General features: G+C 63.1%; 12 protein-coding genes. 8 read left to right on the plus strand and 4 right to left on the minus strand.

Annotated elements, in window-relative coordinates; genetic code table 11:
* The first annotated feature begins 103 nt into the window (after window positions 1-103).
* The 3 genes from V1294_RS15665 (at window position 104) to V1294_RS15675 (ending at window position 2,047) form a co-directional block, all read left to right on the plus strand.
* Window positions 104-511, plus strand: coding sequence for a GFA family protein (locus V1294_RS15665; protein ID WP_334498402.1), 408 nt, complete (start codon window positions 104-106; stop codon window positions 509-511).
* A 326-nt stretch (window positions 512-837) separates the two neighbouring features.
* On the plus strand, window positions 838-1,104 hold the full coding sequence (locus V1294_RS15670; RefSeq protein WP_334498404.1) for a hypothetical protein: 267 nt from the start codon (window positions 838-840) through the stop codon (window positions 1,102-1,104).
* 178 nt (window positions 1,105-1,282) lie between these two features.
* Window positions 1,283-2,047 (plus strand): hypothetical protein, encoded by a 765-nt coding sequence (locus V1294_RS15675; protein WP_334498406.1) that lies wholly within the window; start codon window positions 1,283-1,285, stop codon window positions 2,045-2,047.
* A gap of 12 nt (window positions 2,048-2,059) precedes the next feature.
* On the opposite strand, the gene V1294_RS15680 is transcribed toward V1294_RS15675, so the two are convergent.
* Complete coding sequence (locus tag V1294_RS15680) at window positions 2,060-3,679, minus strand: GMC family oxidoreductase (RefSeq protein ID WP_334482315.1); 1,620 nt, start codon at window positions 3,677-3,679, stop codon at window positions 2,060-2,062.
* Between the two features lie 241 nt (window positions 3,680-3,920).
* Between V1294_RS15680 and V1294_RS15685 the strand changes: the two genes are divergently transcribed.
* Together V1294_RS15685 and V1294_RS15690 are read left to right on the plus strand one after the other, a co-directional pair.
* On the plus strand, window positions 3,921-5,093 hold the full coding sequence (locus V1294_RS15685; RefSeq protein ID WP_334498409.1) for a M20 aminoacylase family protein: 1,173 nt from the start codon (window positions 3,921-3,923) through the stop codon (window positions 5,091-5,093).
* 163 nt (window positions 5,094-5,256) lie between these two features.
* Window positions 5,257-6,429 (plus strand): M20 aminoacylase family protein, encoded by a 1,173-nt coding sequence (locus tag V1294_RS15690; protein ID WP_334482313.1) that lies wholly within the window; start codon window positions 5,257-5,259, stop codon window positions 6,427-6,429.
* A gap of 210 nt (window positions 6,430-6,639) precedes the next feature.
* Here V1294_RS15690 and ppk2 read toward each other — a convergent pair whose 3' ends face one another.
* The 3 genes from ppk2 to V1294_RS15705 all read right to left on the minus strand — a co-directional run bounded on the left by ppk2 (window position 6,640) and on the right by V1294_RS15705 (window position 11,279).
* A complete protein-coding gene (gene ppk2 / locus V1294_RS15695) occupies window positions 6,640-7,560 on the minus strand; it encodes a polyphosphate kinase 2 (protein ID WP_334482312.1) in 921 nt (306 codons plus the stop codon).
* Between the two features lie 172 nt (window positions 7,561-7,732).
* Window positions 7,733-9,361 (minus strand): inorganic phosphate transporter, encoded by a 1,629-nt coding sequence (locus V1294_RS15700; protein ID WP_334498411.1) that lies wholly within the window; start codon window positions 9,359-9,361, stop codon window positions 7,733-7,735.
* 538 nt (window positions 9,362-9,899) lie between these two features.
* On the minus strand, window positions 9,900-11,279 hold the full coding sequence (locus V1294_RS15705; protein ID WP_334498414.1) for a UdgX family uracil-DNA binding protein: 1,380 nt from the start codon (window positions 11,277-11,279) through the stop codon (window positions 9,900-9,902).
* A gap of 369 nt (window positions 11,280-11,648) precedes the next feature.
* Between V1294_RS15705 and V1294_RS15710 the strand changes: the two genes are divergently transcribed.
* From V1294_RS15710 to V1294_RS15720, 3 genes are read left to right on the plus strand one after another with little or no spacing between them, the layout of a single operon-like run.
* Window positions 11,649-12,443: an ImuA family protein gene (locus V1294_RS15710; RefSeq protein ID WP_334498416.1), complete on the plus strand. Its 795-nt coding sequence runs from the start codon at window positions 11,649-11,651 to the stop codon at window positions 12,441-12,443.
* Window positions 12,334-13,926: a Y-family DNA polymerase gene (locus V1294_RS15715; RefSeq protein WP_334498418.1), complete on the plus strand. Its 1,593-nt coding sequence runs from the start codon at window positions 12,334-12,336 to the stop codon at window positions 13,924-13,926. Before V1294_RS15710 ends, V1294_RS15715 begins: the two co-directional genes overlap by 110 nt.
* On the plus strand, window positions 13,923-17,345 hold the full coding sequence (locus V1294_RS15720; RefSeq protein WP_334498420.1) for an error-prone DNA polymerase: 3,423 nt from the start codon (window positions 13,923-13,925) through the stop codon (window positions 17,343-17,345). Before V1294_RS15715 ends, V1294_RS15720 begins: the two co-directional genes overlap by 4 nt.
* Window positions 17,346-17,361: the final 16 nt, after the last annotated feature.

A 17,361-nucleotide genomic window follows, 5' to 3' on the forward strand; every position in this document is an offset into this window, starting at 1 on the left:
GGAGCGCAGCGCAATCCGGGGTGTCTCGCCGGCCGACAGATTTTTCCCGGATTGCGCTGCGCTCCATCCGGTCTACATGCCACCGTCTCTCGAGGAGAAGCGCATGGTCAACATCACCGGCGGCTGTCATTGCGGCGCGATCCGCTATCAGGTCGTGGGCGAACCGATCGTTCATGCGCTGTGTCATTGCGCGGATTGCCGGCGCCACGCCGGCGCGCCGATGGTCGGTTGGTCGATGTATGCGGAGGACGCGCTCAAGGTGACGAAGGGGACACCCAAGGTCTACGAATCCTCCGAACATGGCCGGCGGCAGTTCTGCGCGAACTGCGGCACGGGTCTGTTCTACACCAATGCGAATGTGTTGCCCGGCATCGTCGATATCCAGAGCGCGACCTACGACGATCCCGACGCCGTTCCGGCCATGGTGCACATCCAGACCGCCGAGCGCATTCGCTGGATGGAGCGCGCGCACGAACTGCCCACCTTTGAGCGCTATCCGCCGCAGACATAGCGGCTTGAAGCAAGCCCAGATGCCGTAGCCCGGATGGAGCGCAGCGCAATCCGGGGTGTCTCGCCGGCCGACAGATTTTTCCCCGGATTGCGCTGCGCTCCATTCGGGCTACATCTCCTCAACAGCGAAAAGCGTTGCTGCCGATCGTTTCATTTGTGGACGAATATTCTGCGCATTTTGCGGCCGAGGATATTCCGCACGTTCACGCTGTCGGGCATATTCAAACACGGTTTTTCAAATCGCGGTGAGGGCCGTCGCGCGGCTATCCGCTTTTGCGTTGCGATACCCAATTGGGCGGGGTGACTTCATGACAAAGAGGATCTCCGATGACCAAGTCGATCCCAACACTCGCCGCCGCGCTTCTGATGACCGCGATCACAACGCCTGTATTCGCGCAGGCCGCGATTCAGGAGCCGGGCGCTTTTGCGTTCTATCATCCCAACGCCGACGTGCTCGGGGGCAGGCCGGCCTATCGATCGTTCGATCAATCGAATGCCTATTACAATTCCAACGCCTATTACGGCGAGGCTGTGCCCGCGCCACAACTGCGGCAGAGGCCGGTCGCGCCGCGGCATTATCGCAGGGGGCAATAACGCGAGCGTGTCGTTCGCTCCGTTCAATGAAGCGGGCTACCTCGCTGAATTGGATGGAGCGCGCGCACGAGCTCCCAACCTTCGACTGCTATCCGCCGCAAACATAGCGCGCTGCCGCTTTCCTTCTGTATGGGAGTCGGCGTAAATCAAGAGCGATCCGACGGCGGGGCGGAGACATATGCCATCCATAACCTATTGCGACGACTCGATGATGGCCTATCGGTCGGCGCGAAAGACATTCCAGCCCGGTGAACGTGTCGTCTTCGACGAGGGATACCGGCTTGCGCATCTTCCGCTTGTCAATGCCGGACACGCTGCGGTTATCAGCGAGGTTAAAGGGCGCGATTATCGAAACGGTACCTATGAGAAGACGCGCCATGCGCTGGTGATGCCAATTTCCGCGGACGCTTTTCTCGAATCCGACCAGGTTCAGGCGCTTGAGCTCGCCATGAAGTCATCGCGCTTCGCGCCAAAGATTGCGTGGGAAATCTGCGAACGCCGCCGGTTACAGTTGCATGCAACGCTTGCCAGCGGCATTCCGGAGACCGATCTCGATCGCTATGCTGCGGTGGTCCAGGATCTGCTGGATCAAATCGGCCCGATATCCGTTTGCTTGAAAGGGCCGTTTCTGGGCACCAGGAACACCGGCCGTATCTATTTTCCGGTCTACCCGCAGAAGATCGGAGACGACGATGCGTTTGCGCTGGTGCAAAAGCGCATCGGCGTGTCGCCGACGAAACTCTACCTTGTCGGATATTATCATATGCGCCAAGAACTCGATCTGCTGGAAACAAGGGAGCTGGCCGAACTGATCGATCATTGGCGGGATCGGATTGTCGTCAGGACGACCATTCCTTTCCTGGAATTGTACGCCACCAACGATGATCTTGCGCTTTCAGCGCGCGTGCACGCGAAAATTGGGGCCAAGGACGCGCAGAGGTAATTCGGCAAGGTGCTACCTCGCATCCTCCAGAATCATCACGGCACCTTTCTCCGCGATCATCGCCGTCGGCGTGTTGGTATTGCCCGACGTAATGGTCGGCATCACCGACGCATCGGCGACGCGCAACCCGGCAATCCCGTAGAACCGCAACCGCTCGTCAACCACCGCCATCGAGTCGCTCGCGGTGCCCATCTTCGCCGTCCCCACGGGATGAAAGATCGTGGTGCCGATATCGCCGGCGGCTTTCGCCAGCGAGGCGTCGTCGTCGCCGACGGCGGGGCCCGGCAGGTACTCCTGCGGGCGATAGCGTTCGAGCCGCTTCTGCTTCATCAGCCGCCGCGTGGTGCGGATGGCATCGGCCGCGACCTGGCGGTCGTCGTCGGTCGAGAGATAGTTCGGCGCGATTGAGGGCGCCTCGTCCGGCTTTTCGGAGCGGATGCGCACGGTGCCGCGCGAGGTCGGCTGCAGGTTGCAGGCGCTGACCGTGATGGCGGGAAAACGATGCAGGGGATCGCCGAACTTGTCGAGCGACAGCGGCTGCACGTGGAACTGGATGTTGGCGCGCTCGCGGGTGGAATCGGAGCGCGTGAAGATGCCGAGCTGCGACGGCGCCATGGTCAGCGGCCCGCGGCGGCGGAAGGCATAATCGAGCCCCATCATGCCGCGCCGGATCAGATTGTAATAGGTCTCGTTCAGGGTGCGCACGCCAAAAACCTTGTAGATCGCGCGCTGCTGCAGATGGTCCTGCAGATTGCGCCCGACGCCCTGCTTGTCGAGCGCGACATCGATGCCGAGCGGCGACAGCCAGTCGGCCGGCCCGATGCCGGACCGGTGCAGCACCTGCGTCGATCCGATTGAGCCAGCACACAAAACGACTTCGCCCTTGGTGCGCGCCTCGACCACTTCATTGCCCTGGATGAAGCGCACGCCGACGGCGCGCCCCTGCTCGACAATCAGCCGGTCGACCAGCACATTCTTTTCCAGCCTCAGATTGCTGCGGTTCAGCACTGGCTTGAGGAAGCCGCGCGCAGAAGACCAGCGCCGGCCGCGCTTCTGGTTGACGTGGAAATAGCTGATGCCTTCATTGTCGCCGGTGTTGAAATCGGCAATGCGCTTGATGCCCATTTCCTCGGCGGCGTCGCCGACCGCGTCGAGAACCTCCCAGGACAGTCGGGGCGCTTCGATCCGCCAGCCGCCGCCGGTGCCGTGATGTTCGCTCTCGCCCAGGAAATGATCCTCCAGCCGCTTGAACAGCGGCAGCACGTCGTCATAGCCCCAGCCGGTCATGCCGAGCTGCCGCCAGTGATCGTAATCGGCGGCCTGTCCGCGCATCGAGATCATGGCGTTGATGGCAGAGGAGCCGCCGATCACCTTGCCGCGCGGATAGGCAAGTGCCCTTCCATTGAGCCCGGGCTCCGGCTCGGTTCGAAACATCCAGTCCGAACGGGGATTGCCGATCGCAAAGAGATAGCCGACCGGGATGTGAAACCAGATCCAGTTGTCGTTGCCGCCGGCTTCCAGCAGCAGCACGCGGTTTTTCGGGTCGGCTGAGAGCCGGTTGGCCATGATGCAGCCGGCCGTGCCCGCGCCAACCACGATATAGTCGAAATCGCCTTCAAGCCGTTTCGGCATTTCTCAGTTTCCACCCGTTGACGCCGTCATGCCCGGACAAAAGCGCGAAGCGCGTCTTCGCGCCAGATGTTCCAGGCATCCACGTCTTTTCTTGGTCGTTTATTAGTCAGACGTGGATGGCCGGGACAAGCCCGGCCACGATGGCGAGGCGGGAGGGTGTGCCGTCAGGGTGCGTTGGTTGGACCGCCCCTTGCATGCTACAGGGACAGAAGCGTTCAAATCCGGAAAGCCTGTTATCTCCATGCCCATCGTCAACCGTGTCGCCGAGTTTCAACCCGACATCCAGGCCTGGCGCCGGGATATTCATGAACACCCGGAACTGCTCTACGACGTGCACCGCACTGCGGCATTGGTAGCGGACCGATTGCGGGAGTTCGGCTGCGACGAGGTTATTACCGGTATCGGCCGCACCGGCGTCGTCGGCGTCATCAAGGGCAACCGGCCCGTCGGCAACGGCGACGTGAAGGTCATCGGGCTGCGGGCGGATATGGACGCGCTGCCGATCGAGGAGGCGACCGATCTGCCTTACGCTTCCAGGACGAAGGGCCTGATGCACGCCTGCGGCCATGACGGCCACACCGCCATGCTGTTGGGTGCGGCGCGCTATCTCGCCGAAACCCGCAATTTCGCAGGCGATGCGGTCGTGATCTTCCAGCCGGCCGAAGAGGGCGGCGCGGGCGCGGTTGCGATGATCAAGGACGGGCTGATGGACCGTTTCGGCATCGAGCAGGTCTACGGCATGCATAACGGTCCGGGCATTCCGGTCGGCTCGTTCGCGCTGCGGCCCGGTCCGATCATGGCCGGAGGCGATGCCGTCGTCATCAAGATCGAGGGGCGGGGCGGGCACGCCGCGCATCCGAACAAATGCATCGATTCCGTCCTTGTCGGCGCGCAGTTGATCACGGCGCTGCAGTCGATCGTGTCGCGCAGCGTCGATCCGCTGGAATCGGCCGTCATTTCGATGTGCCAGTTTCACGCCGGCCACGCCCGCAATGTGATCCCGCACACCGCTGAGCTGGCGGGCACCGTCCGTACTCTGAACGGCGACGTGCGGAAGATGGTGGAACGGCGGGTCCGCGAGGTCGTCGCCGGCGTGGCGCAGGTCACCGGCGCCAGGATCGATCTGACCTATGATCGCGGCTATCCGGTAACAGTCAATCATGTCCAGCAGACGGATGTCGCGACGCGGGCAGCCCGCGAAATCGCCGGCTATGCCAATGTACAGGTGATGCCGCCGCTGATGGCGGGCGAAGATTTCGCCTTCATGCTGGAGCAGCGGCCGGGTGCGCTGATCTTCTGCGGCAACGGCGACAGCGCAGGGCTGCATCACCCCGCCTATAATTTCAACGACGAGGCGATCGTGTTCGGCACCTCTTACTGGATCAAGCTGGTCGAGAACACGCTGGCCGCGTGAGGCCGCCCAAGGCCTCGCTGGGCTAAGGGCTTCGCCGGGCTTTCCAGCTCTGGTCGGCCAAGCTTCCGGGTGGAATGGGGGCTCTGCGGCAGCGTGCTGGGTGGACCGCCGCTTGCATGCTACAGAGGCGTTACTGTTCCAACCTGAGGTTCGAGAAAGTCCCATGCCCATCGTCAACCGCGTCGCCGATCTGCAACCCGATATTCAGGCCTGGCGCCGCGATATCCATGAAAATCCTGAATTACTGTACGACGTCCACCGCACTGCAGCATTCGTGGCGGACCGCTTGCGCGAATTCGGCTGCGACGAGGTGACGACGGGCCTCGGCCGCACCGGTGTCGTCGGCGTCATCAAGGGCAAGCAGCCCGGCAAGGGCGAGATCAAGGTGATCGGGCTTCGCGCCGACATGGACGCGTTGCCGATCGAGGAAGCGACCAACCTTCCCCATGCCTCCAAGACGCCGGGCCTGATGCATGCCTGCGGCCATGACGGCCACACGGCGATGCTTTTGGGTGCCGCGCGCTATCTCGCCGAAACCAGGAATTTCGCCGGCGACGCGGTCGTGATCTTCCAGCCGGCCGAGGAGGGCGGTGCGGGCGCCGCCGCCATGATCAAGGACGGTCTGATGGACCGGTTCGGCATCGAGCAGGTCTACGGCATGCATAATGGCCCGGGGATTCCGGTCGGCTCCTTTGCCATCCGCCCCGGTCCTGTCATGGCTGCGACCGACTCGATCGACATCAAGATCGAAGGACTCGGCGGCCACGCCGCGCGCCCGAACAAGTGCATCGATTCCGTGCTGGTCGGTTCGCAGTTGATCACCGCCCTGCAATCGATCGTAGCGCGGACCATCGATCCCCTGGACTCGGCCGTGATCTCGATCTGCGAGTTCCATGCCGGCAACGCGCGCAACGTGATCCCGCAGACCGCCGAACTGCGCGGCACCGTGCGGACGCTGACGCCGGAAGTCCGCGAAACGGTCGAGCGGCGCGTCCGCGAGGTGTGCGAGGGCGTAGCCAAAATGACCGGCGCCAAGGTCGATCTCGTCTACGAGCGCGGCTATCCCGTCACCAAAAACCACGCCGAGCAAACCGACTTCGCTACGCAGGTGGCCAGGGAAGTGGCCGGCGCCCAGAACGTCCACGACATGCCGCCGCTGATGGGCGCGGAAGATTTTTCCTATATGCTGGAAGCGCGGCCGGGCGCCTTCATCTTCTGCGGCAATGGCGACAGCGCAGGGCTCCATCACCCCGCCTATGATTTCAACGACGAGGCGATCGTGTACGGCACCTCGTACTGGATCAAGCTGGTCGAGAACAAGCTGGCCGCGGCGTAAGGGCGCCTCGCTCCTCTCTTGAACTTCCATCGTACGTGAAGTCGAATGCATATCAAAGAAGGCCCGTATCTCCAGTACGGGCCTTCCTTATTTGCCGCTCAGCCGCGACTTGAGATGCCGATAGGGCGCCTCAGGGCCCGGATGAACAAACAAAGACACGGCTAAAATCCCAGCCGTGTCCCGGCGCTACCGTCTACGGTCCGGCGGCACTCAGTAGCGCGCCGGCACGTACATTTCGGGCGGTATCGGTCCGCGGCTATATTCCGGGTTGCGAACCCGCGCCGGCAGAACCACCCGGTCCTGCTTGATTTCCTGGTAGGGAATTTGTTCGAGCAGATGCGCGATGCAGTTCAGCCGTGCCTTCTTCTTGTCGTCTGCCTCGACTAGGTGCCAGGGAGCTTCCGGAATGTGGGTACGCTCCAGCATCGCTTCCTTGGCCTTGGTGTATTGCTCCCAGCGGCTGCGCGATTCCACATCCATCGGGCTGAGCTTCCACTGCTTTAGGGGATCGTGGATCCGCATCGTGAAGCGCAAATGCTGCTGTTCGTCGGTGATGGAAAACCAGTACTTGATGAGGATGATTCCGGAGCGTACGAGCATACGCTCGAATTCCGGCACCGACCGGAAGAATTCTTCGACGTCGTCTTCAGTGCAAAAACCCATCACGCGCTCGACGCCGGCGCGGTTGTACCAGCTGCGGTCGAACAGCACGATCTCGCCGCCGGCCGGCAAATGCGAAACGTAACGCTGGAAATACCATTGCGTGCGCTCCCGCTCGTTCGGCGCCGGAAGCGCCGCGACGCGGCAGACACGCGGATTGAGCCTCTGGGTGATGCGCTTGATGACGCCGCCCTTGCCGGCGGAATCGCGCCCCTCGAAAATCACCACCACCTTCAGCTTGTGGTGCTGCACCCAGGTCTGCAATTTTACCAGTTCACCCTGCAGACGGAATAATTCCTTGAAGTAGACGCGCCGATCGATCGTCTCTTCTTCCGTATGGTCGGCAAATTCATTGGTCAGCGCATCGAGACGATCGTCGTCGATTTCAAGTTCCAGTTCCTCATCGAAACTATCCAGCATTTCCGCCTGAATGCGGTCGTGGATGGTGCCATTCGGGGGCCTTTTGGTCATGGCGGGCTCCAGCTGCAGAACTATTGGGTTCGCATGGTGTGCGAACGTCGGTGTCCTGCCGTATCATCGGTCAGGGCACTTTGCGGAAAGCAAAAGGCCGGAGTTTGGTTCCGGCCTTCCGCTACCTGTCGAGGCTGCCCGCATGACAGCGACCCGATCGCACCGCCGATACTCAGAACAGATTCGAGAACAGCACGTAGAGGCCTGCCGACAGGCAGATCGCGGCCGGCAGCGTCAGCACCCATGCCATCAGCAGGTTGCGGATGGTCGCCATCTGCAGGCCGGAACCGTTGGCTGCCATGGTGCCGGCGACGCCGGACGACAGCACGTGGGTGGTGGAAACCGGCAGGCCGAACACGTCGGCGACGCCGATCGTCGAGGCGGCAACAAGTTCGGCGGACGCGCCTTGCGCGTAGGTCAGATGCGACTTGCCGATCTTCTCGCCGACGGTGATGACGATGCGCTTCCAGCCGATCATGGTGCCCAGCCCGAGCGCGATCGCCACCGCGATCTTGACCCAGAGCGGGATGAACTTGGTGGCTGAGTCGAGCGAGCCCTTGTAGGCCTTGAGGATGTCGACCTCTTGCTTGTTCAGGTCGTTTTCCTTGTCCTTCATCAGGAAGCGGATCGCTTCCGAAGTCAGGTACATGTCGTTACGGGTGTTGCCGACGGCTTCCGCCGGCACCTTGTTCAGCGAACCGTACTTCTGGACCTGGTCGCCGATATCCTTCACCAGCACGGCCAGCGAGGGGTAGGTGCCTTCGCTGATCTTGCGGGCGGCGACGTATTGCGTCACCGCGGGCCGCGGGTCGCCGATGATGCTATGGCCGGCGCCCTTGGCGGCGATCACCTTGGAGGCGGCTTCCGAGGTCTTCTGGAACTGCACCACCTGGGATTCCGGCAGGGCACGGTTCAGAGCGTAGGCGGTCGGCACCGTGCCGATCAGGATCAGCATGATCAGGCCCATGCCCTTCTGGCCGTCGTTGGAGCCGTGCGCGAAGCTGACGCCGGTGCAGGTCGCGATCAGGACGCCGCGGATCCACAGCGGCGGCGGCTTGTTGCCTTCGGGCGCGGCATACAGCGCCGGATTGCGGACGACGAACTTCAGCACCAGCAGCAGGATCGCCGCCATGCAGAAGCCGAACAGCGGCGAGAGCAGCAGCGCGTAACCGATCTCGGTCGCCTTGGTCCAGTCGACACCCGAGGTGCCGTCGCGGCCGCGCATCAGCGCGTTGGCTATGCCGACGCCGATGATCGAGCCGATCAGCGTGTGCGAGGAAGATGCCGGCAGGCCGAAATACCAGGTGCCGAGATTCCAGACGATGGCGGCAATCAACAGCGCGAACACCATCGCAAAACCGGCGCTGCTTCCGACCTGGAGGATCAATTCCACCGGCAGCAGCGAGACGATGCCGAAGGCGACCGCGCCGGAGGAGAGCAGCACGCCGAGGAAATTGAAGAAGCCCGACCACATCACGGCGAATTCCGCCGGCAGCGAATGGGTGTAGATCACGGTCGCGACCGCGTTGGCGGTGTCGTGGAAGCCGTTGACGAATTCGAAGCCGAGCGCGATCAGGAGCGCCACGAACAGCAGGATATAGGGCAGGTAGGCGGTGACCCGCATGCCGGTCGCGTCGATGTCGGCGTAGATGCTGTAGGCGACGTACAGCAGCCCGGCGGCGAGGATGCCGCAGAACAGGATCATGGTCAGCGGATTGAAACCCTTGTCGAGGTTCGGCCGGGAGGCCGGCTGGACGGGCGCCGCGTCGCCCATCGATGGATTGAGAGCAACATCGGTCATTCTGACACCCCGCCGAAATAAACTGACTGAGGGAGCATTTTTGACTGAGGGACTTGAAGGTTGGATGACAGGCAGCGATTGGCTCGGCCTGGGGGCAGACGATGCAAGGCGCGTCGGCGCGGGCGTATGCCTTGGCGCCGGATGCTTCTCCTTGGAATCGTTGGGCCATTGGCGAGGCGGTGCCGCGCGATGGCGCAGTTCCCGTCCTTATCAATGCGGGTTGAAGCAATGCGGATTGAACTATTCCGGTCGCGTGCGGCCGAGGGATTGCGCGCCGCTACCTCTCACCGTTTCCTCATGCCGTCGCCTCTCGTATGGTCGGCTTCGCGGCGGAAGAGTGGGTCGCGCGCTGCACGGCGCCGGGGCTGAAGTGGACCGCGCAGCGCGTCGACCGTATGGGAGCGTCATGGCGTGACCAGACGTCCCACATTCCCTTGAGAATGCGATTGTGTCTTCTATCAATTAATGGTTGCAGATGGAATTGTCAATTTTTCCCGTTATATTTCACCAATAATTGCGGCTGCCGGATTGGCGGAATTCAGGCCGCATGTGCTGATTTTCGCAGCACGTCGGCGGCTATTTTGAGGTCCTGGACGAAGCGCCGGTATTCCCGCGCCTTGGCCTCGGCGTCCGGCAATCGCAACAGATAGGACGGGTGCACCGTCACCAGCGCCCTGGTGCCGTCGTCGAGATCGATCGGGCGGCCGCGGTTCTTGTTGATCGGGGTAATTTTCCCGAACACACTTTGCGCTGCGGTAGCGCCCATTGCCACCACCAACTCGGGTTTGATCGCGGCGAGTTCCCGTTCGTACCATTGCCGGCACGCCTTGATCTCCGGCGTATTCGGCTTCTGGTGCAGTCGGATCTTTCCGCGCGGCACGAACTTGAAATGCTTGACCGCATTGGTGACGTAGACCGTGCGGCGGTCGATCCCGGCCTCTTCCAGCGCGCGGTCGAGCATTTGACCCGCGGGACCTACGAACGGTTTTCCGGCAATATCTTCCTTGTCGCCGGGCTGCTCGCCGACCAGCATGATCCGCGCCGTTTGCCGGCCTTCGCCGAATACGGTCTGCGTCGCATCCTTGTAGAGATGACAGGCGCGGCAATCGGCGGCTTCCTCGCGCAGCATCTCAATATCGTCAGCCTGTTTGCGGGCCATTTCGCTCGCCGTGTCGTTTGCTTTGGGCGGTTTCAGGGGGTTAATCAACGAGGCCTCCGGCAGGTTCCGCCAGTATTTCCGTGGCATCTCCTTACTCGTCGCCTGCACTTTCAGCCGGGCCGGATTGAAAATGCTGGCGTAATAACTCCGCCAGGTTTCCTCCAGCCGATCCGCGGTCGGAGCTTCGCTCTTGGCGACGCCGGGTGTGATCGAGACGGCATGGCCGTCCCAATGCGCGCAGACGTCAGGCGTCAGGATCGACCAGGGCATGTCGGCGAAGCGCCGCGCGAAGAACGGCGCGGCCAGTTCGACGATGTGATGCTCCGGCTCGAACCAGGCGACGAAGTGCGATTTGTGCTCGCGGCCGATTTCGCGGAAGCGGACAAAGGCGTGCATCTTGTGCTCGTCGCGGCGCACGGCCTTTGCCATCGCGGCGACCTCGGCCACGTCAGGATCGGTTGCGAGTTCAAGCACGTCGTGATGAATTCGCAACCGATACAGCAGACGGTAGAGCAGGGCAAACCGCTCAGGGTTGCGGTGCAGGATCGCGACTTCAGCCAGTTCGACGAATTTGGCAGGTACGTTGAACGTGCCATGTGGCGGCTCGAGCGGCGCCGCCGCCGGCTCGAACAGTTCGGGCGCATCGCCCGTCACGCGCCAGCTCACATCGGAGGGTTTCACATCGCCCAGTGCCAGTGCGCGGGCGGCTTTCCGCCAGCCATCGAAATCGGTTTCGCTGTCGAGGGTGATGTGGTGCATTTGCTTACTCCACGTACTTCGCTGTCATCCCCGCGCAACGGCTTTGCCGTTGTCGCTGGAGGAGCCGCGTAAGCGGCGTCTCGAAGGATGGGCCGCGTTCCTGTCATCCTTCGAGGCTCGCAAGTGCTCGGCAGCGCCTTTCTTCTTGGGATGCCGCGTGCGGGGTTGGCATGCGCCAGGATTTCCAGCTTACGTTGTACGGCCATCGTTGAATCCCTTTGATTCCATTCATGAATCGGCTGAGCGTCGATCTCGATTGACTCTGTCGGGCCGGTTAGCTTTATATTAGAACATATCATGAACAAATGAGCCGGCCGCGGGTTCACTAGGAAAAAGCGGTAAAGGCCAAATTTTCTTAAGGAGCGGGGCATGAGCACCGCACGCACAAGCACGCTTACGAATTTGCGCGGGAGCATCGAGCGGATCGAGACGCATGGCGATGCGCATGACCTCAACAAGGTCGCGCTTGGCCATGCGGCCGCGGATGCGACGCTGTGCGGCGGTCTTGCGGTCGCAGCGGTGCATGAAGTGTTCGCCGAGGGCCGCCAGAGCGCGGCGGCCACGGGGTTCATTGCAGGGCTGGCGGGAAGGGTATCGCCGCGCCGGCCGCTGGTTTGGGTGCGGCAGGATTTTTCGGAAATTGAATCCGGCGCGCTGTCGATGAACGGGCTTCGCGAGTTGGGTCTCGATCCGCGGCTGCTCGTGACGGTGCGCGCGCCGGACACCGACGCCGCGTTGCGGACCGCCGCCGACGCGGTGGCCTGCGATGCGCTCGGCGCCGTCGTGCTGGAAGTCTGGGGGCAGGCCCGCCAGCTCGATCTCGTCGCCAGCCGCAAGCTCACGCTGGCGGCGCAGGCCTCCGGCGTCACTGCGCTGCTGCTGCGGGTGGCGGCGGAGCCGCGGCCCTCGACCGCGGAGACAAGATGGATCGTGCGCGCGGCGCATTCGCCGCCTTCTGCTCCATGGACCGCGTGGGGCGCGCCGGTGTTCGACGCGCAACTGGTTCGTAACCGTCATGGCCCGGTCGGCCGCTGGATCATGGAATGGAAATGTGATGAGTGCCTCTTCAGCGAACCGTCGGCGTATCCTCAGCCTGTGGCTGCCACGCCTGCCCATCGACCGCATCAAGCGCAAGCTTTCGGGCAGCGGCGACGCGCTGGATAAAACCCCCAGCGTCGTCGTCGCCAAACAGCATAACGCCATTCTGATTTATGCGCTTGATGAGTTGGCCGTACACGCCGGCCTCTCGATCGGCCTGCCGCTCGCCAACGCTCGCGCGATCTGTCCCGAGCTGACGGTGTTCGACGCCGACGAGGTCGCCGACCGCAAGACGCTCGACGACATCGCCGACTGGTGCGACCGCTTCACGCCGCTGGTGGCGCTCGATCCGCCGCATGGGCTTTATCTCGACATCACCGGCTGCGCCCACCTGTTCGGCGGCGAGCGCGCGTTGCTGCAGACCGTGAGCGGCGCGCTGAGCCGACGCGGCTTTGCCGTCAGCGCCGCGATCGCCTCGACCGCGATCTGCGCCCGGACGCTGACGCGCCAGACTTCCGGAAAGATCGTTGCTGATGGCGAGGAGGCCGAGGCTGTCAGCCCGCTGCCGGTATCCGCACTCGGCGCCGGTGACGCCATCACCGGCGGCCTGCGCCGCGCGGGCCTGAAGACCATCGGCGACGTCGCCTCGCGCGGACGTCACGAGATCACGGCGCGGTTTGGCGCAGGCTTCACCACGCTGCTGGAGCAGGCGCTGGGGCAGGGCGATGCGCCGATCAGTCCCCGAAAGCCGCTGCCGGATTACATCGTCGAAAAACGCTTTCCCGAACCGGTCGCCACCGACACCGTGATCGCGATGAACCTGTCCGCGCTCGCTGCCATGCTGGTCACGGCGATGGACAAGCAAGGCAAGGGCGCGCGGCGGCTGGAAGCAAGTTTTTTCCGCACTGACGGGGCGGTGCGCACGATCCCGGTCGATACCGGCCGTCCGGTGACGAAAGCGGAAGTGATCGACCGCCTGTTTCGCGAGCGGCTCGATGCGCTCAACGATCCCCTCGATCCCGGCTTCGGCTTCGATCTCATCAGGCTTTCCGCCAGCCGCACCGAAATCGTGGTGCAGCAGCAGCGCGACCTCGACGCCAACGTGCATGACAATGACGAACTGGCCGCGCTGATCGACCGCATCGCCGCGCGCATCGGGGGCAAGCGTGTCGTCGTGCACCTGCCGCAGGATACCCACATCCCAGAGCGCGCCGTGTTGGCCGTAACAGCGCAGCATCATCTGGCGGCGGCTGCGCAGGCCGCCTGGCCCGAGCGCATCGAAAGCGAGCCGCCGCTGCGGCCCCTGCGGCTGTTCGACAGGCCGGAGCCCATCAACGTGCCGTTCGCAACCGTGCCCGACGGCCCGCCGCATCAGTTCACCTGGCGGCGCGTGACGCATGCGGTGGTGCGGGTGGAGGGGCCCGAACGCATCTCCATGGAATGGTGGAAGCAAAACGGCGATGGGCCGACGCGGGATTATTTCCGCATCGAGGATGAAGCGGGGCTTCGTTTCTGGATCTTTCGCGACGGGCTCTATGAAAGCGAACTGGCCGACGAAGAGAGCGAACCCGCATCAGTCCGATGGTTCGTGCACGGGCTGTTCGCATGAAACGCCCCGCTGACATTTCCGGCTATGCCGAGATTGGCATCACCACCAATTTCTCGTTCCTGCGCGGCGGCTCCGATCCGCGCGCCTATGTGCATCAGGCAAGCGAGCTCGGCATCCCCGCCATCGGCATCGCCGACCACAACACGCTGGCCGGCGTGGTGCGCGCGTACAAGGAACTCGACAATCCCGAGGTCATGCACAAGCCAAAGCTTCTGATCGGCGCTCGCCTCGTCTTTATCGACGGCACGCCCGATATTCTGGTCTATCCGCGCGACCGCGCCGCCTATGGCCGGCTCTGCCAGTTGCTGACCCGCGGCAAGCGCGGCGACGACATCACGCGGATCGAGAAGGGCGAGTGTCATCTGCGGTTCGATGACCTGCTTGAATTCGCCGAGGGGCAGCTTCTGGTGCTGGCGCTGCCGCATCGCTTCGACGGGGAAAGCGCGCAAGAAATTCTGCAGCGACTGAAGCAGAGTCGGGCGGCCGGCGTGTGGCTTGCCGCAAGCCTGCTCTACCGCGGCGACGACAAGCGCCGGCTGGCGCGGCTGCATCGTCTGGCGCTTGCGGCAAAAGTGCCGCTGCTGGCGACCAACGAGGTGCTGTACCACCATCCCGCCCGCCGTCGCTTACATGACGTGCTCACCTGTATCAGAGAGAAGACCACCATCGACGCCATCGGCAGGCGGCTGGAAGCCAATGCCGAGCGATACCTGAAGCCGGCCCGCGAAATGGTGCGGCTGTTTCGCGACCTGCCCGAGGCCATCGCGGAAACCATGCGCTTTGCGGGGCGCATTTCATTTTCGCTCGATCAGCTCAAGTACCAGTATCCGGACGAGCCGGTGCCGCCGGGCAAGACCGCGCAGCAGCATCTGGAAGATCTGACCTGGGCTGGTGTCGACAAATATTTCGGCGGTGAAATCTCTGACACGCTGCGCGCCACCTTGCGGAAAGAACTCGCGCTGATCGCCGAGCTCAAATACGCGCATTATTTTCTCACCGTGCACGACATCGTCCATTATGCGCGCAGCCAGAACATCCTGTGCCAGGGAAGGGGATCGGCGGCAAACTCCGCCGTCTGCTACGTGCTCGGCATTACCTCGGTCGACCCGACCAAGGTCGATCTGTTGTTCGAGCGCTTCATCTCCAAGGAGCGGCTGGAGCCGCCCGACATCGACGTCGATTTCGAGCATTCGCGGCGCGAGGAGGTGATGCAATATGTCTACCGCCGCTACGGCCGCCACCGCGCCGCGATCATCGCCACCGTCATCCATTATCGTCCACGCAGCGCGATCCGCGACGTCGGCAAGGCGCTGGGGTTGACGGAGGATGTCACCGCGGCGCTCGCCGATACCGTATGGGGAAGCTGGGGCAAGGGCCTCAACGAGATGCAGGTCCGCCAGGCCGGGCTCGACCCACAGAATGCGATGGTCGAACTCGCGGTCGAACTTGCCACCGAACTGATCGAATTCCCTCGCCATCTGTCGCAGCATGTCGGCGGCTATGTGCTGACGCAGGACCGGCTTGACACCTATGTGCCGATCGGCAACGCCGCGATGGATGACCGCACCTTCATCGAATGGGACAAGGACGACGTCGACGCGCTTCATATGATGAAGGTCGACGTGCTGGCGCTGGGCATGCTGACCTGCATCCGCAAATGTTTTGATCTGATCGACGAGCACAAAGGCGAGCGTTGGGAGTTGGCGACCGTCAAGCAGGACGACTCTAAAGTCTACGACATGCTGTGCCGGGGTGAATCGCTCGGCGTATTCCAGGTCGAAAGCCGCGCACAGATGAACATGCTGCCGCGGCTGAAGCCGCGCACCTTCTACGATCTCGTCATCGAGGTCGCGATCGTGCGGCCCGGTCCGATCCAGGGCGACATGGTGCATCCCTATTTGCGGCGGCGGAACGGCCAGGAAAAGGTGAGCTATCCGTCACCGTCGCCCGACCACGGCCCGGCGGATGAACTGTATCGCGTGCTGCACAAGACGCTCGGCGTGCCCCTGTTCCAGGAACAGGCGATGCGGATCGCGATCGAGGCCGCCAGGTTCACCTCCGAAGAGGCCAATGGCCTGCGCCGTTCGATGGCGACCTTTCGCAACCTCGGCACCATCGGCACGTACGAGACCAAGCTGATCGGCAACATGATCGCGCGCGGCTACGATCCCGAATTCGCCAAAGGCTGTTTCGACCAGATCAAGGGCTTTGGTAGTTACGGCTTTCCGGAAAGCCACGCCGCAAGCTTCGCCCAGCTCGTCTATATCTCGTCATGGCTGAAGCATTATCATCCGGACGCCTTCTGCTGCGGCCTGCTCAATTCGCAGCCGATGGGTTTCTACGCGCCCGCGCAGATCGTCGGCGACGCCCGCAAGAACGGCGTCGAGGTGCGTGAGGTCGATGTGTCCTATAGTTTTGCGCAGAACACGCTGGAGGAGGGGGAAGGGAAATACTGCGCGGTTAGACTCGGCTTCCGCCAGATCGACGGGTTTAGCTGGATCGATGAGGATGAGGAGCGGCTGAAGCAACTTCAACTGTCATTCTCCGATGCGCCCTTGCGCATCGTGGGCGCGCGTAGCGCGAATGACAATGTGGGGAAAGAGCAGGACTGGGCCGACCGCATCGTCGCCGCCCGCGCGCGCCGTCCCTTCACCTCGCTCGAAGAATTCGCCCGCGACACCGCACTTCCAAAGCGTGCGCTGATCCTCTTGGCCGATGCCGACGCCTTCCGCTCCATCGGGCTCGACCGCCGCGCGGCGTTGTGGGCGGTGCGGCGGCTGCCCGACGACGTGCCGCTGCCGCTGTTCGAAGCCGCGGTCGCGCGCGAGCAGCCCGACGAGAACGCAAAACCGTTGCCGCTGATGCCGCTGCCGGAGCAGGTGGTCGCCGATTACCAGACGGTACGGCTGTCGCTGAAGGGCCACCCGATGGAATTCCTGCGCGAGAGGTTCACGAAGGAGCGCGTCGTCGCCTGCAAGGACGTCAATCACAAAAACGACAAGCGCCGTATCCGTTGCGCCGGCGTGGTGCTGGTGCGGCAGCGGCCGGGCAGCGCCAAGGGCGTCGTCTTCATGACGCTGGAGGACGAAACCGGCATCGCCAATATCGTGGTGTGGCCCAAGGTGATGGAGCAGTACCGGAAAGAAGTGATGGGCGCCCGCCTGATTCTGGTGGAAGGCTATATCCAGAGCAGCCCGGAACAAGTGACGCACCTGGTGGCGCAGCGGATGTTCGACCGCTCCCAGGACCTGATCGGCCTCGCCAATGATGCGCCGAGCCGCAAGCATCCCGTCCCGGCCGGCCCCGCGCTGATCGAGCCGCTCAACGACGACCGCCGCGATCACGTCGACGCGCCCGCGCAAAAAATCCGCCATCCGCGCGACGTCCGCATCCTGCCGCCGTCACGGGATTTTCATTGAGCCGATTTCTTCTGCT

It is taken from the genome of Bradyrhizobium sp. AZCC 1678, from assembly GCF_036924765.1.
In the GTDB taxonomy this organism is placed as follows: Bacteria; Pseudomonadota; Alphaproteobacteria; order Rhizobiales; family Xanthobacteraceae; genus Bradyrhizobium; species Bradyrhizobium algeriense.

Coding starts and splice junctions, on each gene's coding strand:
- V1294_RS15665 (WP_334498402.1), top strand. CDS start 104: ATGGTCAACATCACCGGCGGCTGTCATTGCGGCGCGATCCGCTATCAG.
- V1294_RS15670 (WP_334498404.1), top strand. CDS start 838: ATGACCAAGTCGATCCCAACACTCGCCGCCGCGCTTCTGATGACCGCG.
- V1294_RS15675 (WP_334498406.1), top strand. CDS start 1,283: ATGCCATCCATAACCTATTGCGACGACTCGATGATGGCCTATCGGTCG.
- V1294_RS15680 (WP_334482315.1), bottom strand. CDS start 3,679: ATGCCGAAACGGCTTGAAGGCGATTTCGACTATATCGTGGTTGGCGCG.
- V1294_RS15685 (WP_334498409.1), top strand. CDS start 3,921: ATGCCCATCGTCAACCGTGTCGCCGAGTTTCAACCCGACATCCAGGCC.
- V1294_RS15690 (WP_334482313.1), top strand. CDS start 5,257: ATGCCCATCGTCAACCGCGTCGCCGATCTGCAACCCGATATTCAGGCC.
- ppk2 (WP_334482312.1), bottom strand. CDS start 7,560: ATGACCAAAAGGCCCCCGAATGGCACCATCCACGACCGCATTCAGGCG.
- V1294_RS15700 (WP_334498411.1), bottom strand. CDS start 9,361: ATGACCGATGTTGCTCTCAATCCATCGATGGGCGACGCGGCGCCCGTC.
- V1294_RS15705 (WP_334498414.1), bottom strand. CDS start 11,279: ATGCACCACATCACCCTCGACAGCGAAACCGATTTCGATGGCTGGCGG.
- V1294_RS15710 (WP_334498416.1), top strand. CDS start 11,649: ATGAGCACCGCACGCACAAGCACGCTTACGAATTTGCGCGGGAGCATC.
- V1294_RS15715 (WP_334498418.1), top strand. CDS start 12,334: ATGAGTGCCTCTTCAGCGAACCGTCGGCGTATCCTCAGCCTGTGGCTG.
- V1294_RS15720 (WP_334498420.1), top strand. CDS start 13,923: ATGAAACGCCCCGCTGACATTTCCGGCTATGCCGAGATTGGCATCACC.